Raw genomic sequence first — 16,453 nt, forward strand, 5'->3', positions numbered from 1 at the left:
TATCGAGATCACGCCCAGCAAAATCACCGACATGCCGGCGATGACGATGGCGGTCAGGCTGCCGAGCATCACGATCGGCAGAATGCGCCCCAACGCCACACCCTGCTCCATGTGCAGGATCGCCGCGTAGCCCATCGACAGCGGGATCGCCCCTTCACCCACGCCGCCGGCCATGATCGGCAGGATCAGGAAGAAGAAGATCTGGAACGGCTCCAGGCCCAGCGCCATGCCGACGCCCATCCCCACCAGCATGCCGACGATCTCGCCGCACAGCATCGGAATGAAGATGCGCAGGAAGCCCTGGATCAGCACCTGGCGGTTCATGCTCATGATGCTGCCGACGATGATGCAGCAAATGTAGAGATAAAGAATGTTGGTCGATTTGTAGAACTTGGTGGTCGACTCCACCACCACGTCCGGCAACAGGCCATAGTGCACCAGCGCGGAAGGAATGAAGGTGGCGCAGATCGCCGCCGCGCCCATTTTGCCGATCAACGGCAGCCGTTTGCCGAATTCGCCGCAGGCGAAACCGAAGAACGCCAGGGTGGCCACCATCACCACGATATCGCTCGGCAATTTGCCTTCCAGGCAGTCGAGCAGAATCAATACGCCGGCCAGAATAAAGAACGGTAACGGAATAATCCCTACTTTATAATTGTCCAGTATCCGCCACCATTTCTCACGCAGAGGAATATCGGCGGTCTTGTCTTTGGCTACGAGGTAAGAATCATCTGTTGTGCTCATAATCTGGCCTCTTATTAGTTTGTTCAGCCATCATAGAGAAGCGCACGGATTATCTGCTGTGATTATGTTCAAAGTTAAAAAGGGTTTTTAATGGTGGTTATGGTTTCTATGGGGTTAATTAAGATTATGTAAAAACCGACGTGGTTTTAATGGTGTTAATACCGTTTTTATTTTAAAGCTTATCAATTTTATCGCAGGCGAACAATTCTCGTCCGGTTCACTCTAATCCCGTGTGAGGGATCACAAGTTGATCGGGCGCAATATTACAGACCCCGCTTCTCGTGATAGGGTAAGGCTTCAGGATCTCTTTACGGTGAAGCTCCGCCATGCGCCTCAAACTCTCATTTCAAATCAAACTGTTTCTGTGCCTGGTGGCCTTCTCCTGCCTGCTGCTGACCTGTATCGGCGCCTACACCTATTACCAGTTGGATGCGCAACTGCACCGCGATCTCGGCGCCCGCGCCCAGGTGCAGGCGCGGGAAATCGCCCTTATCCCTTCGCTGGTGGACGCGGTGGAAAAACACGACGCCGCCAGAATTGCCGCGCTGATGAAAAAAATCCGCGCCAGCAGCGACGCCAGTTATATCGTCATCGGCGATAATCACGCCCGCCATCTTTATCATTCCGAATACGAAGGCCGCTTGGGCACGCCGATGATCGGCGGCGATAATAAAGAGGTGCTGGAAGGGAAAAGCATTATTTCCATTCGCAAGGGCGGCATTGGCGTTTCATTGCGCAGCAAGGCGCCGATCCTGGATGAAAATAATCACGTGATCGGCATCGTTTCCGTCGGCTATTTGAAATCGCACATCGATAATTTAAATGCCAGGACGTTGACGCAAATTATCGGCTCCATCGTTCTGCTGCTGATCGCCCTGTTCGTTTTTTCCTGGCTGCTGTCGAAAAATCTCAAGCGCCAGATGTTCTGGCTGGAACCGAAAGAGATCGCGCTGCTGGTGCGCCAGCAAAAAGCGCTGCTGGAAGCCATTTATGAGGGCGTGATCGCCATCGATCCGCAATTGCGGATCATCACCATCAACCATGCGGCGCGCGAGCTATTGGATCTGCACCAGCCCGCCGCCAGCTTGCTGGGCCGGCCGATCGGCGACGTGATCCAGGCGCAGCCGGACTTCTTCGCCGCCGCGCAACTGGGCCAGGATACGCATGACGAGGTGTGCCGCTTCAACCACGTGCGGGTGATCGCCAGCCGGGTGCGCATCATGCAGGAGCAGGAGTTGCAAGGCTGGGTGATCAGCTTCCGCGACAAGAACGATATCAATACCCTGAGCAGCCAGCTCAGCCAGGTGAAACGCTATGCCGACAATCTGCGCATCATGCGCCACGAGCAGCTGAACTGGACCGCCACGCTGGCCGGGCTGCTGCATATGCAGCGCTACGACGAGGCCATCCGCTATGTGGAAGCCCAGTCGGAGGGCGCGCAGGAGATCCTCGATTTCATCTCGCAGCGCTTCAGTTCGGCGGCGCTGTGCGGCCTGCTGCTGGGCAAATATTCCAGCGCCAGAGAAAAAGGCATCGAGCTGCGCTTCGATCCGGCTTGCCAACTGCGGCAGATCCCGGCGGCGCTGAATGAGACCGAACTGATGTCGATCGTCGGCAATCTGCTGGATAATGCGGTGGAAGCGACGCTGCACTGCCCGGCGCCGCACGACGCGATCGAACTCTATATCAGCGACGGCAGCGACGAGCTGGTGATCGAGGTGGCGGATCGCGGCACCGGCATCGCCGAGGAGATTCGTGATACGCTGTTTGAACAGGGCGTCACCACCAAAGCGGATAAAAGCGACCACGGCATCGGCCTGCATCTGGTCGCCAGCCATGTGGCGCAGGCGCACGGCAGCATAGAAGTGTCGGACAATGAGCCGCACGGCGCGATATTCTCTATATTTATCCCTAAATAAAACCCATAACCCGATTTTTTGAGCACCCGATTATGTCACACCTAACACTGGACGTTCTGATCGTGGAAGACGAGCCGCAACTGGCGACGCTGCACGCGGAGTTCATCGAGAAAAATTTCAACCTGCGGGTGGTGGCTTACGCCGCCACGCTGGCCGAAGCGCGGGCCAAAGCCAACGCGCATCAGCCGCGGCTGATCCTGCTGGATAACTTCCTGCCGGACGGCCAGGGCATCGAGCTGATGGAAGAGCCGGCGGTGAAGAACCCCGCCTGTTCGGTGATCTTCATCACCGCCGCCAGCGACATGCATACCTGCAGCCAGGCGATCCGCAACGGCGCTTTCGATTACATCATCAAGCCGGTGTCCTATAAGCGACTGCGCAATTCGCTCGAACGCTTTATGCAGTTCGTGCAGACCCAGCGCACCTTCAAGATCATCGATCAGGACAACGTCGATGCGCTGTACAACCTGCAGTCGAAGCAGTTCTCCAGCGAGCCGAGCGCCAAAGGCATCGAAACCAATACCCTCGAGCTGGTGCAGGCGCTGTTTATCGCCCAGCCGGCGGTGGCGCATGCGGTGGAAGACGTGGTCGAACAGGTCGGCATCAGCAAAACCACCGCCCGCCGTTATCTGGAATATTGCGTCGCCACCCAGTTCGTACGGGTGGAGATGCTGTACGGCAATATCGGCCATCCGCGGCGGCTGTACCGCAAGGCCTGAGGCTGCCATCTGGCTGTCATACTAAGGCGATAACATGACGCTCGACGATATCCCCCTCGATATCGGCACCTGTCGTTAAAACTGATGAAATACTGATGACTTTTGCCCGGCCTCTGGTCGGGTTTTTTATTATCCGAACGGCAGGCGCGGCGCCAAAATATCTCTCTGCGCCACACCGTATTATTTTCCCAAAAACCAAACCATTATGCCGAATAATGGCCGTCAATTTTGAGTCACGGGCCAAATTACCATAACTAATTAAAACCTTGATGTAAACCACTAATATCCCATTTAAATGACATTGAGGGTTGTCTCAGATATTCACTGTGTTAGGGTAAAAAGCTCTTTTATTTTGCTAAGGACAGCCCATAACGCGTTAATTAAACCAGAGGAAACAGCAAATTGCATGGCAATTAAACTCGAAGTAAAGAACCTGTATAAGATATTTGGCGAACACCCGGAACGCGCATTCAAACTGCTGGATAAAGGTCTGACAAAAGATCGGCTGTTTGAAAAAACCGGCTTATCGCTCGGCGTAAAAGACGCCACTCTGGCCATTGAAGAAGGCGAGATATTTGTCATCATGGGGCTCTCCGGTTCCGGCAAGTCCACCCTGGTACGCCTTCTCAATCGTCTGATAGAACCCACCCGCGGTCAGGTGCTGATCGACGGTGAGGACATCGCCAAAATATCCGACACCGCGCTGCGCACCGTGCGGCGAAATAAGATCAGCATGGTATTCCAGTCATTCGCGCTGATGCCGCACATGAATGTCCTGAATAATACTGCCTTTGGTATGGAATTAGCCGGCATGCCGCTGCAGGAACGCCAGGAAAAAGCGCTGGATGCCCTGCGTCAGGTCGGGCTGGAGAATTATGCGCTGTCTTATCCGGATGAATTATCCGGCGGTATGCGCCAGCGCGTAGGATTAGCCCGCGCCATGGCCAATAACCCGGATATATTATTGATGGACGAAGCCTTCTCGGCGCTCGATCCGTTAATTCGCACCGAAATGCAGGATGAGCTGGTGAAATTACAGGCCCAGCATCAACGCACCATCGTGTTTATCTCACACGATCTGGACGAGGCGATGCGCATCGGCGATCGCATCGCCATCATGCAGGGCGGTGAGGTGATCCAGGTCGGCACGCCGGACGAGATCCTGAACAACCCGGCCAACGACTATGTGCGCACCTTCTTCCGCGGCGTGGACATCAGTCATGTGTTCAGCGCCAAGGATATCGCCCAACGGCGCCCGGTGACGCTGATCCGCAAAACCCCCGGTTTTGGCCCTCGCTCGGCGCTGCAGCTGCTGCGCGATGAGGACCGTGATTATGGTTATGTTGTTGAACGCGGGAAGAAATTTATCGGCGTGGTGTCGATAGAGTCGCTGAAAAAAGCGCTGTCCGCCAATCAAACGCTGGACGATGCCCTGCTCGAGGCCCCCGCCGCAGTGCCGGCCGACACGCCGCTCAGCGATCTGATTTCCCTGGTCGCCCAGGCGCCGTGCGCGGTGCCGGTGGTGAGCGAAGAACATAACTATCTCGGCATCATCTCCAAGGCCATGCTGCTGCAGGCGTTGGACAAGGAGGGCTCAACCAATGAGTGATACCACGCAAACCCAAGATCCCTGGGCTACCGCAGCGGCCGATACCGGCTCCGCACCTGCCAGCGATGCCGCCGCCAACGCCGGCGACGCCTGGTCCAGCGCGCCGCCGCCGGCCGCTCATGACGCCGCCGGGCAAAGCGCCGATTGGCTCAGCGGCGCCCCGGCGCAGCCGGAGCACTTCAGCCTGCTCGATCCGTTCCACAAAGCCTGGGTGCCGTTCGACACCTGGGTCACGCAAGGCATCGACTGGCTGGTGCTGCACTTCCGCCCGCTGTTCCAGGGCATCCGCGTGCCGGTGGACATGATCCTGAGCGGCTTCCAGCAATTGCTGCTGGGCATGCCGGCGCCGATCGCCATTCTGGTGTTCTCGCTGCTCGCCTGGCAGGTCTCGGGCCTCGGCATGGGCGCCGCGACGCTGCTCTCCCTGATCGCCATCGGCGCCATTGGCGCCTGGTCACAGGCGATGGTCACGCTGGCGCTGGTGCTGACCGCGCTGTTCTTCTGCATCCTTATCGGCCTGCCGCTCGGCATCTGGCTGGCGCGCAGCAAGCACGCCGCCAAGGTGATTAGACCGCTGCTCGACGCGATGCAAACCACCCCGGCCTTCGTCTACCTGGTGCCGATCGTCATGCTGTTCGGCATCGGCAACGTGCCGGGCGTGGTGGTCACCATCATCTTCGCGCTGCCGCCGATCGTGCGTCTGACCATTCTGGGCATCAAACAGGTGCCGGAGGATCTGATCGAGGCCGCCGAATCCTTCGGCGCCAGCCCGCGCCAACTGCTGTTCAAGGTGCAGTTGCCGCTGGCGATGCCGACCATCATGGCCGGCGTGAATCAGACGCTGATGCTGGCGCTGTCGATGGTGGTCATCGCCTCGATGATCGCCGTCGGCGGTTTGGGCCAGATGGTGCTGCGCGGCATCGGTCGACTGGACATGGGCCTGGCCGCCGTCGGCGGGGTCGGCATCGTGATCCTGGCGATCATTCTCGATCGCCTCACCCAATCGCTGGGGCGCGATCGCCGCAGTAAAGGCATCGGCCGCTGGTATCGCCGCGGCCCCATCGGGCTGCTGACTCGCCCGTTCATCAAGCAAGCCTGACGCTTTTCCCGCCGGCGGCTGCGGCCCCGGCGGGCTATGACACCACCACATCGAAAGAGGGGAAACACTATGCGCACCACGGGCATCTGGGCTCTCGCCCTGACGACGCTGATTGGCTCACAGAGCGTGAGCGCGGCAGATTTACCCGGCAAGGGGATCGCGGTACAGCCGGTGCAAAGCACCATATCCGAAGAGACGTTCCAGACGCTGCTGGTCAGCAAAGCGCTGGAAAAATTGGGTTATGACGTGAAAGAACCGCGTGAAGTGGATTACAACGTCGCCTACACCTCGATCGCCTCCGGAGATGCGACCTTTATCGCGGTCAACTGGGATCCGCTGCACGCCGATCAGTACAAGGCCGCCGGCGGCGACGCCAAGTTCTACCGCGAAGGCGTCTACGTCAACGGCGCCGCGCAGGGCTACCTGATCGACAAGAAAACCGCCGAGCAATACCACATCACCAACGTCGAGCAGCTCAAGGATCCCAAGATCGCCAAACTGTTCGACACCAACGGCGACGGCAAGGCCGATCTGACCGGCTGCACCCCGGGCTGGGGCTGCGAAGCGGTGATCAACCACCACATCAAGGCCTACGGCCTGAGCAACACCGTCGAACACAACCAGGGCAACTACGCGGCGATGATCGCCGACACCATCACCCGCTACAAAGAGGGCAAACCGGTGCTGTATTACACCTGGACGCCGTACTGGGTCAGCGATGTGATGGTGCCGGGCCGCGACGTGGTCTGGCTGCAGGTGCCGTTCTCCTCGCTGCCGGGCGAGCAGAAGAACGTCGACACCAAGCTGCCTAACGGCGCCAACTACGGCTTCCCGGTCAACACCATGCGCATCGCCGCCAACAAACAGTGGGCCGAAGCCAATCCGGCGGCCGCCAAGCTGTTCGCCATCATGAAGCTGCCGATCGCCGACATCAACGCACAAAACCTGCGCATGCATGAAGGCCAGGCTTCGGAAGCCGATATCCAGAACCACGTTAACGGCTGGATCAAGGCGCACCAGGCGACCTTCGACGGCTGGGTGAAAACCGCCGCCGCAGCGGCGAAGTCGTAACCGTTCAGGGGCGCCGCCTTTGCCGCGCCCCTACCCCGCCATATCGATGCCGCTGAACTGTAAAAAACGTGCGGCGGCGTTCGACAAGGGCTGCGGCCAGATGCAATACACCTGGCGCCGCGGCCCGTCTTCAATCGGAATCGACACCAGCGCGCTTAAGCGTTGCGCGGTCGAGACAGGTACGATGCCCGCCGCCAATCCACGCCGCACCAAATTCTCCAGCCATTCGATATGATCTATCTCAAAACTGACGTGTCGGCGGATGCCCGCCGCCAGGAAGGCGCGATCGGTTTGGCGCCGCGCGCCGGTGCCACTGTAGAAATCCACCAGCGGGACTTCCGCCAGCGCTTGCAGGTTTACCCGCTCGCGGTTGGCCAGCGGGTGCTGCGGCGCCACCAGCGCCACCAGTGGCTCATCGGTCAACTGCCGGTGCGACATCGGCAGTAAATCGACATCGCCGGGCCAAATGCCGACGAACGCCATATCGCACTTCTGCTGACGCACATCCTCCAGCAGGGCTTCGCTCATGCCAACGTACAGGCGGATGTTCACCGCCGGATAGTGGCGATGAAACTTGTCGAGCTTTTCGGTCAGATCAATCGCGTTTATGGTTGAAATCGTGCCGATGGTCAGGGTGCCGGACACCGCATCGCCGGCGGCGGTCACCTCTTCCACCAGCGCCTGCTGCGCCGCCAACAGTCGCTGCGCCGACGGAATGAAAGCCTGGCCGGCGGGGGTCAACCGCACCCGGCGCGAGGTGCGTTCAAACAGCGTACAGCCCAGCTCTTCTTCCAGTTTGGCGATCTGGTGGCTGAGCGCCGACTGCACCGTATGGCAGCGCTGCGCCGCCCGGGTGAAACTCTGTTCTTCCGCCACCGCCAGCGCGTAGCGGATCTGTTTCAGGTTCATGACATCTATCTTGAAATGAGATAAATCAAATGAAAATTATACATTGGTTTCCGCAGACGCGTTGCCGGATACTGCGCGCTATCTTCTTCCCGTGATAAAAAAAATCATGAACCCACAAAACGCCCATCCGGGCCTCAGCCCGGCGCTGACCGTGCTGATTGCCATCGCCACCGGCCTGGCGGTCGCCAGCAACTACTACGCGCAACCGCTGCTGGAAACCATCGCCACCAGTTTCAACCTGTCGGTCAACCAGGCCGGCTTTATCGTCACCGCCGCGCAACTCGGTTACGCCACCGGCCTGCTGCTGCTGGTGCCGCTCGGCGACATGTTCGAACGCCGCGGCCTGATCGTCTTCATGACGCTGCTGGCCGCCGGCGGCATGCTGATCACCGCCACCTCCGCCACGCTGCCGATGATGATCCTCGGCACCGCGCTCACCGGGCTGTTCTCGGTAGTGGCGCAGATCCTGGTGCCCCTGGCCGCCACGCTGGCCCACCCGGAAAAGCGCGGCAAGACCGTCGGCATCATCATGAGCGGCCTGCTGCTCGGCATCCTGCTGGCGCGAACCGTCGCGGGCGCACTGGCGTCGTTCGGCGGCTGGCGCACCATCTACTGGGTCGCCAGCGTGCTGATGATCCTGATGGCGCTGATCCTGTGGCGCGCGCTGCCGCGCTATAAGCAACACTCCGGGCTGAACTACCCGCAGCTGCTGGCCTCGATCTTCAGCCTGTTCTGCCGCACGCCGCTGCTGCGCACCCGCGCCATCCTCGGCGCCCTGTCGTTCGCCAACTTCAGCGTGCTCTGGACCTCAATGGCCTTTCTGCTCGCCGCGCCGCCGTTCAACTATTCCGAGGGAGTGATCGGGCTGTTCGGCCTGGTGGGCGCCGCCGGGGCGCTGGCCGCTTCGCGCGCCGGGCATCTGGCGGACAAAGGCAAGGCCGGGCTGACCACCACCGTCGGCCTGGTGTTGCTGCTGCTGTCCTGGATCCCTATCGCGTTCGCCAAACAATCGCTGTGGGCGCTGATCGCCGGCATCCTGATCCTCGATCTGGCGGTGCAGGCGGTGCACGTCACCAACCAGAGCGTGATGTACCGCATCATGCCGGACGCGCGCAACCGCCTGACCGCCGGCTACATGACCAGCTACTTTATCGGCGGCGCTCTCGGTTCACTGCTCTCCGCCTCGGCCTATCAACATGCCGGTTGGTACGGCGTGGCCGCCGCCGGCGGGGTGTTATGCCTGCTCAACCTGCTGACCTGGTGGCTCGGCAAGCACCACGATCCGCAGGGGCCCGCGACAATCTGATTATCGTGCAAATAGTCACTAAAGAAATTTATTAGCGGTGCAGGGTATAAACATTACTTACTCTCTGGTAATGTTCTGGGCATAAACTATTGAAGTCCTATCTACCCTGCGATCCACAACCATGCAAAGCCAAGCTGCAGACAGCCTCAATCCGCCCGCCGTCAGCGCCACCTTCGCCAACGGCGTCGTCGACAGTTTGCCGATCGTCATCGGGTATGTCCCGGTGGCGTTCGCCTTCGGCCTCAGCGCCGTCAAACTGGGTTTTTCCCCGCTGGAAAGCATTTTCTTCTCCTGCATCATCTACGCCGGCGCCAGCCAGTTCGTGATCACCGCCCTGCTGAGCGCCGGGATGTCGCTGTGGGTCTCCGCATTGACGGTGATGGCGATGGACGTGCGCCACCTGCTGTACGGCCCGGCGCTGCGTCATCGTATCGTCTCGCGCATGTCGCCCGGTAAAACGGCGATGTGGGCCTTTGGTCTGACCGATGAGGTCTTCGCCGCCGCCACCGCCAGACTGATGCGCAATAACCGCAGCTGGAGCGAAAACTGGATGCTGGGCATCGCGCTCTGTTCCTGGCTCTCCTGGGTGGCCGGCACCGCGCTCGGCGCGCTGTTCGGCAACGGCCCGCTGGAGCAGTTCCCGGTGATCGAGGCCTCGCTGGCCTTCATGCTGCCGGCGCTGTTTCTCAGCTTCCTGTTGGCCGCCTTCCGGCGTCCGCAGAGCCTGACCATCGCAGCCTCATTGGCCGGCGCGCTGCTCGGCGTGGTGCTATTCTCCATCCCGGTCGCCATTTTGGCCGGCATCGGCGCCGGTTGCGTCGCCGCTCTGTTCCAACCTGCCCCTGCGGAGGCCAGCCATGAACACTGATGTGCTGGTGATCGGCCTGGTGGTGGGCTGCGCCAATTACCTGTTCCGTTATCTGCCGCTGCGGCTGGCGCCGGCGCGCGCCCAGCCCGGCCTCAAACGCGGTAAAGCCGCCCTGCTGCTCGACAGCATCGGCATCGCCTCGATCTGCGCCCTGCTGGTGGTCTCCAGCACGCCGGTGGTGATGCGCGAGCCGGACAAACTGCTGCCGACGTTGGTGGGGTTCGCCGCGCTGGCGCTGTGCTTCTTCCGCAGCAAAAGCATCATTCTGTCGACGCTGCTCGGCGCAACGGCCTTTGGCGTCACATTAAAGCTGTTAATGATTTTCGGCGCGGGCTGACGCCGCTCCCGATCGTTTGGCTTCACACTGGCGTTTTCAGGCGCCACATCTTTACAAACACTGACAAATGACACGAATTGCTAAATTATCCGCACGGCTGAACATTTACATTATTTGTCACCGTCGTTACTATCTCGAACGAAATTAATGAGGCCCTAAATTATGGAAAGCTCGTTTGCCCCCATAGAACAAATGCTGAATTTCCGCGCCACGCGGCAGAAAGATTTCCCTTATCAGGAAATCCTGCTGACCCGCCTGTGCATGCACATGCAAGGCAAGCTGCTGGAAAACCGCAATAAGATGCTCAAAGCGCAGGGGATTAACGAAACACTGTTTATGGCGCTGATTACCCTGGATGCGCAGGAAAGCCACAGCATCCAACCTTCTGAGCTAAGCTCTGCCTTAGGCTCCTCGCGCACCAATGCGACCCGCATCGCCGACGAGCTGGAGAAACGCGGCTGGATCGAGCGCCGGGAAAGCGACAACGATCGCCGCTGCCTGCATCTGCACCTGACGCCGCAGGGGGAAGAATTTCTCAGTCAACTGCTGCCGCCGCAGCATCAATGTCTGCATTTCCTGTGGTCCACATTGACCGACGATGAGCAAAAACAGCTGGAACAGCTGACGCGCAAATTGCTGGCACGTCTGGATCAAATGGAAATCACAGAACAGTTACCCTAATTCACAATTTCTGTTCAGGTACCTACTTATGCGATCCCCATTTCACTGGAGATTCACCCCGCTGTTCGCCGTGTTACTGCTGGCCGGGTGTGCTTCGACCGATAATATTGCCCCGCAATCCACGCTGATGGATCCGCAGAGCCTGCAGTTGGCTCAGCCGAAAGTCAGTTCGCTGGCCGTCAGCCCGCAGTGGTGGCGCGCCCTCAAGGATCCGCAGTTGGATACCCTGATGACGCAGACGCTGCAAAGCTCGCCGACCCTGCGTCAAGCCGCCGCCCGCGTGCGCGAAGCGCAGAGCGTGGTGGGTGAAGCCAGCGCCGCCAACGGGCCGAACCTGGATCTGAACGCCAGCACCCAGCGCCAGCGCGTGCCGCAAAACGTCAATATGGGGCTGGGGTATCCGCATAAGCCGATCTACGAAAGCTCCAACTCGCTGGGGTTGAACCTGGCGTACGAGTTCGACTGGTGGGGCAAATACCGCAACCAGGTGAACGCCGCCAAGGCGCAGGTCAACGCCGCGCGCGCCGAGCAGGAACAGGCGGCGCTGACGCTGACCAGCTCGGTGGCGTCCGCCTACTACCAGCTGCAGAGCAATCTGGCGCTCGAGAAGCTGCTGCAGCAGGAAGTAAACAACAATGAGCGCCTGACCGCGCTGCGCCAACAGCGCTATCAGGCCGGGCTGACCGGCGTCGATGTGCCGCAACAGACCCAGGCGCAGTCCGACGTCGCCAAGCAGCAGATCCTGCAGCTGCAGTCGCAAATCGAACAGCTCAGACACCAGCTTGCCGCGTTGGCGGGCCAGGGGCCGAACGCCATGCAGCACCTGCGTCAGGTGCCGTTGCCCGCAGACAACCTGATGGCGCCGCAGGGCGAGCTGACGGCGGATCTGCTGGGTAAACGCCCGGACATCGCCGCGCAACGCCAGCTGGTGGAATCTTACAGCCAGCGCGTCAGCGCCGCGCGTAAAGAGTTTTATCCCAGCCTGACCATTTCAGCCTTCGCCGGCCTGATGACCACCAATACCAGTGGCACCAGCCCGAATCTGTTTGAAGCGGCCAGCCAGGCCTGGAACGTGATGCCGGCGATCTCGCTGCCGATCTTCCACGCCGGGGCGCTGCGCAGCAAGCTGGGCGAGGAATCCGCGCTGTATGACGAAGCGGTGGAATCCTACAACCAAACCATCCTGAATGCGGTACAGGAAACCGCTGACGCCATCACCATCCAGCAGAGTTCTGCGCAACAGCAGCTGCAGGCGGCGTCCGCGGCCCAGTCGATGCAACAGGTGTACCAGGTCGCCAACGCCCGTTACCAGGCAGGGATTATCGGGCGCGACGATCTGTTGACCAGCCAAACGCAGCTATTACAGCAGCAACAGGCTGAGTTGAATGCCAGCAGCAATTTACTGCAGGCGAAGATAGGACTGATCCGCGCGCTGGGCGGTGGCTATCAGGCCCCGGCCGCACCGGATTCGAAAGCATAATAATATAAGGCTTGGAGAACACCATGAGCGCAAGCGCGGAAACTCAAAACCCGCAGCAGCCGAGCGGCAAAAAGAAGCAGCGCAAATTTTGGCTGCTGTTGCTGACGGTTATTTTCATTGTCATAGGGGTGGCTTACTTAGTGTATTGGTTCCTGGTGCTGCGTCATCATCAGGAAACCGACGACGCCTACGTCTCCGGCAACCAGGTGCAGATCATGGCCCAGGTGTCCGGCAGCGTGAACAGCGTCAATTTCGACAACACCGACTACGTCAAGCAGGGCGACGTGCTGCTGACGCTCGATCCGACCGATGCCGAGCAGGCGTTTGAACGCGCCAAGACCGGCCTGGCCAACAGCGTGCGTCAGACCCACCAGCTGATCATCAACAGCAAGCAATATCAGGCCAACATCGCCCTGCGCAAGACCGATCTGAGCAAGGCCGAGAACGATCTGAAACGCCGCGTGGTGCTGGGCAGCGTCGACGCCATCGGCCGCGAAGAACTGCAACACGCGCGCGATGCGGTCGACAGCGCCAAGGCAGCCCTGGAAGTGGCGGTGCAGCAATACAACGCCAATCAGGCGATGGTGCTGAATACCCCGCTGGAACAGCAGCCGGCGATCCAACAGGCCGCCGCGCAGATGCGCGACGCCTGGCTGGCGCTGCAGCGTACCAAGGTGATCAGCCCGATTACCGGTTATGTCTCGCGCCGCAGCGTGCAGGTCGGCGCGCAGATCGCCGCCGGTTCGCCGCTGATGGCGGTGGTGCCGGCCGATCACATCTGGGTTGACGCCAACTTCAAGGAAACCCAGATCGCCAACATGCGCATCGGCCAGCCGGCGACGGTGGTCAGCGACGTCTACGGCGATGACGTGGTGTATCAAGGCAAAGTGGTCGGTATCGACATGGGCACCGGCAGCGCCTTCTCGCTGCTGCCGGCCCAGAACGCGACCGGCAACTGGATCAAGGTGGTGCAACGTCTGCCGGTGCGTATTGAGCTCGACGCCAAGCAGGTGGCCGATCATCCGCTGCGCATCGGTCTTTCGACGCTGGTGACCGTCGACACCGCCAATCTGGACGGCCGCGTGTTGTCTGACGTGGTGCGCGACAAACCGCTGTACCAGAGCGACGCGCTGGCGTTGAATCTGGCGCCGGTTAACCAGCTGATCGCCGACGTGATCCATGCGAACGCCGGCTAAGCGCGCGGGAGGCCATCTTGCCACAGAAACCGCTTGAAGGCGCCCAGCTCGCCTGGATGACGGTCGCGCTCGCCATGGCGACCTTCATGCAGGTGCTGGACTCCACCATCGCCAACGTGGCGATCCCCACCATTGCCGGTAACCTCGGGTCTTCCAACTCGCAGGGGACCTGGGTGATCACCTCGTTCGGCGTGGCGAACGCCATCTCGATCCCGATCACCGGCTGGCTGGCGAAGCGCATCGGCGAAGTGCGGCTGTTCCTCTGGTCCACCGCGCTGTTCGTCCTCGCTTCCTGGCTGTGCGGCATCTCCAACAGCCTCGGCATGCTGATCTTCTTCCGCGTGATCCAAGGCGTGGTGGCCGGGCCGCTGATCCCGCTGTCGCAGAGCCTGTTGCTGAATAACTACCCGCCCGCCAAGCGGGCGATGGCCCTGGCGCTCTGGTCGATGACCGTTATCGTCGCGCCGATCTTCGGGCCGATCCTCGGCGGTTACATCAGCGACAACTACCATTGGGGTTGGATCTTCTTCATCAACATCCCGATCGGCGCCTTCGTTATCATGGCGGCGATGGCGACGCTGAAGGGGCGAGAAACCAAAACCGAGATCAAACCGATCGACACGGTTGGACTGGTGCTGCTGATCGTCGGCATCGGTTCGCTGCAGGTGATGCTCGATCAGGGCAAGGAGCTGGACTGGTTCAACTCGACCGAGATCATCACCCTGACCGTCGTGGCGGTGGTGGCGCTGTTGTTCCTGGTGGTTTGGGAGCTGACGGACGACCATCCGGTGGTGGATCTGTCGCTGTTCAAATCGCGCAACTTCACCATCGGCTGCCTGTGCATCAGCCTGGCGTACATGCTGTACTTCGGCGCCATCGTGCTGTTGCCGCAGCTGTTGCAAGAGGTGTACGGCTATACCGCCACCTGGGCGGGGCTGGCGTCGGCGCCGGTCGGGCTGATCCCGGTGCTGCTGTCGCCGATCATCGGCAAGTTCGGCAACCGGCTCGACATGCGCCGGCTGGTGACCTTCAGCTTCATCATGTATGCCGTGTGCTTCTACTGGCGCGCCTATACGTTTGAACCGGGCATGGACTTCGGCGCTTCCGCCTGGCCGCAGTTCGTCCAGGGCTTCGCCATCGCCTGCTTCTTCATGCCGTTGACCACCATCACGCTGTCCGGCCTGCCGCCGGAGCGTATGGCGGCGGCATCGAGCCTGTCGAACTTCACGCGAACGCTGGCGGGTTCGATCGGGACCTCGATCACCACCACCCTGTGGACGCAGCGCGAATCGCAGCACCATTCGCAGCTGACGGAGTTCGTCAACCCGTACAACCCGCAGTCGCAGGAGATGTACCACCAGCTGGAGCAGCTCGGCATGAGCAAGCAGCAGGCGTCGGCGTACATCGCCAACGAGATCACCGCGCAGGGCCTGATCATCTCCGCCAACGAAATCTTCTGGCTGTCGGCCGGGGTGTTCCTGGTGCTGCTGGTGCTGGTGTGGGTGGCGAAACCGCCGTTCAGCTCCGGCGGCGGCGGGGGCGGCGGCGCGCACTAAGCTGCAATAAACGAAACGGGCGCCCTGGGGCGCCCGTTTTTTTATCCGACGTAGAAAAGATTACGCCTGATTCTGACGCCACCAGTCCGCCAGCAGAATGCCGGTCGCCACGGAAACGTTCAGGCTTTCCACCTTGCCGGTGCCGCCGATAGACACGTTCATGTCACCCTGCTGCCAGGCGCTGTCGCTCAGACCGTCGCGTTCCTGGCCCAACACCAGCACCATCTTGGCCGGCAGTTTGGCCTGCGCCAGCGCGGTGCCTTTGTGGCTCGAGGTCGTGACGATGGTGTAACCCGCCTTGCGGAAGGTATCCAGCACCGACAGGAAATCGTCAGCGTTGATCGCCTTGATATGCTCCGCCCCGCCTTCTGCGGTGCGCACCGCCGCGCCGGATTCCAGCAGCGCCGGATCCTGCAGCAGCACGCCGTTGACGCCGAAGTGGGCGCACGAACGGACGATGGCGCCCAGGTTGTGCGGGTTGCCCACTTCTTCCAGCGCCAGCACGCAGTCGGTCGCCGGTGCGGTTTTCAGGTAGGTCTGCGCATCCAGGCCCTGACGTTTTTTGATCAGGAAGCAGACGCCGCCGTGGTGCTCGGTGCCGGAAGCCTTGGCCAGTTCTTCTTCATCCACCACGTGGTAAGCTTTGCGGTTAGCCGCCATCCAGCGCAGCGCTTCGCGGAAGCGCGGGGTGACCGACTGCACGAACCAGGCGCGCACAATCGCTTCCGGACGGCTGGCGAACAGCGCCTGACAGGCGTTTTCACCGTAAACGCGGGTTTCTTCCGCGCGCTGGCGGCGCAGTTGCTCAGGATCGATGAAGCTTTTGCCGCTGATGCCGCCATGATCGAACGCCGGCTCTTCATTCGGCGCGCGTGAGACGGTTCTCCACGGCGACTCATTGCCACCGCGATCTTCAGAGCGCGCCGGACGGCGAGGACGATCGCTTTCACTGCGGCGGG

At 60.6% G+C, this 16,453-nt stretch carries 15 protein-coding genes and 1 pseudogene (1 of these 16 cut by a window edge); 12 read left to right on the forward strand and 4 right to left on the reverse strand.

Translation table 11 applies throughout. The features are described from left to right. Positions 1–744 (reverse strand): 2-hydroxycarboxylate transporter family protein (locus ADK28_RS21505; protein WP_048796611.1); only part of this gene is annotated, 744 nt, incomplete at its 3' end. A 326-nt stretch (positions 745–1,070) separates the two neighbouring features. On the opposite strand from ADK28_RS21505, the gene ADK28_RS21510 reads away from it, so the two are divergent. Then, a complete protein-coding gene (locus ADK28_RS21510; protein WP_033639542.1) occupies positions 1,071–2,663 on the forward strand; it encodes an ATP-binding protein in 1,593 nt (530 codons plus the stop codon). A gap of 32 nt (positions 2,664–2,695) precedes the next feature. Then, entirely contained in the window at positions 2,696–3,382 is a 687-nt protein-coding gene (locus tag ADK28_RS21515; RefSeq protein WP_033639541.1) for a response regulator, read from the forward strand. Positions 3,383–3,398: 16 nt separating this feature from the next. Here the strand turns inward: ADK28_RS21515 and ADK28_RS31770 are convergent, their stop codons facing one another. Further along, positions 3,399–3,662, reverse strand: coding sequence for a hypothetical protein (locus ADK28_RS31770; protein WP_126186591.1), 264 nt, complete (start codon positions 3,660–3,662; stop codon positions 3,399–3,401). Positions 3,663–3,788: 126 nt separating this feature from the next. Between ADK28_RS31770 and proV the strand changes: the two genes are divergently transcribed. The 3 genes from proV to proX all read left to right on the forward strand — a co-directional run bounded on the left by proV (position 3,789) and on the right by proX (position 7,161). Beyond that, positions 3,789–4,991: a glycine betaine/L-proline ABC transporter ATP-binding protein ProV gene (proV, locus tag ADK28_RS21520; protein WP_033639540.1), complete on the forward strand. Its 1,203-nt coding sequence runs from the start codon at positions 3,789–3,791 to the stop codon at positions 4,989–4,991. Next, positions 4,984–6,090 carry a glycine betaine/L-proline ABC transporter permease ProW gene (gene proW / locus ADK28_RS21525; RefSeq protein ID WP_016929847.1) on the forward strand — a complete coding sequence of 369 codons (1,107 nt, stop codon included), beginning with the start codon at positions 4,984–4,986 and terminating at the stop codon, positions 6,088–6,090. Before proV ends, proW begins: the two co-directional genes overlap by 8 nt. A gap of 69 nt (positions 6,091–6,159) precedes the next feature. Then, positions 6,160–7,161 (forward strand): glycine betaine/L-proline ABC transporter substrate-binding protein ProX, encoded by a 1,002-nt coding sequence (gene proX / locus ADK28_RS21530; RefSeq protein WP_016929848.1) that lies wholly within the window; start codon positions 6,160–6,162, stop codon positions 7,159–7,161. 30 nt (positions 7,162–7,191) lie between these two features. Here the strand turns inward: proX and ADK28_RS21535 are convergent, their stop codons facing one another. Continuing rightward, the gene (locus ADK28_RS21535; RefSeq protein ID WP_004928891.1) at positions 7,192–8,070 is read right to left on the reverse strand and encodes a LysR family transcriptional regulator; all 879 of its coding nucleotides are present in this window, start codon (positions 8,068–8,070) and stop codon (positions 7,192–7,194) included. Positions 8,071–8,176: 106 nt separating this feature from the next. Between ADK28_RS21535 and ADK28_RS21540 the strand changes: the two genes are divergently transcribed. The 7 genes from ADK28_RS21540 (at position 8,177) to emrB (ending at position 15,494) form a co-directional block, all read left to right on the forward strand. Then, complete coding sequence (locus tag ADK28_RS21540; RefSeq protein ID WP_033639538.1) at positions 8,177–9,376, forward strand: MFS transporter; 1,200 nt, start codon at positions 8,177–8,179, stop codon at positions 9,374–9,376. A 121-nt stretch (positions 9,377–9,497) separates the two neighbouring features. Beyond that, on the forward strand, positions 9,498–10,244 hold the full coding sequence (locus tag ADK28_RS21545) for an AzlC family ABC transporter permease (protein WP_016929851.1): 747 nt from the start codon (positions 9,498–9,500) through the stop codon (positions 10,242–10,244). Further along, positions 10,234–10,581 (forward strand): L-valine transporter subunit YgaH, encoded by a 348-nt coding sequence (ygaH, locus tag ADK28_RS21550; RefSeq protein WP_048796612.1) that lies wholly within the window; start codon positions 10,234–10,236, stop codon positions 10,579–10,581. The genes ADK28_RS21545 and ygaH overlap by 11 nt, the downstream gene beginning before the upstream one ends. Positions 10,582–10,743: 162 nt before the next feature. After that, on the forward strand, positions 10,744–11,262 hold the full coding sequence (mprA, locus tag ADK28_RS21555; RefSeq protein WP_004928879.1) for a transcriptional repressor MprA: 519 nt from the start codon (positions 10,744–10,746) through the stop codon (positions 11,260–11,262). 28 nt (positions 11,263–11,290) lie between these two features. Further along, positions 11,291–12,742 carry an efflux transporter outer membrane subunit gene (locus tag ADK28_RS21560; protein WP_048796613.1) on the forward strand — a complete coding sequence of 484 codons (1,452 nt, stop codon included), beginning with the start codon at positions 11,291–11,293 and terminating at the stop codon, positions 12,740–12,742. A 23-nt stretch (positions 12,743–12,765) separates the two neighbouring features. Further along, positions 12,766–13,938, forward strand: coding sequence for a multidrug efflux MFS transporter periplasmic adaptor subunit EmrA (gene emrA, locus ADK28_RS21565; protein ID WP_016929855.1), 1,173 nt, complete (start codon positions 12,766–12,768; stop codon positions 13,936–13,938). Positions 13,939–13,955: 17 nt separating this feature from the next. Further along, positions 13,956–15,494, forward strand: a complete 1,539-nt coding sequence (gene emrB / locus ADK28_RS21570; protein WP_016929856.1) for a multidrug efflux MFS transporter permease subunit EmrB — start codon at positions 13,956–13,958, stop codon at positions 15,492–15,494. Between the two features lie 60 nt (positions 15,495–15,554). Here the strand turns inward: emrB and ADK28_RS21575 are convergent. Beyond that, positions 15,555–16,453 (reverse strand): annotated as a pseudogene (locus ADK28_RS21575) (tRNA/rRNA methyltransferase); it runs 165 nt beyond the window's last position.

Source organism: Serratia sp. 506_PEND, assembly GCF_001076875.1.
Taxonomy (GTDB): domain Bacteria; phylum Pseudomonadota; class Gammaproteobacteria; order Enterobacterales; family Enterobacteriaceae; genus Serratia; species Serratia marcescens.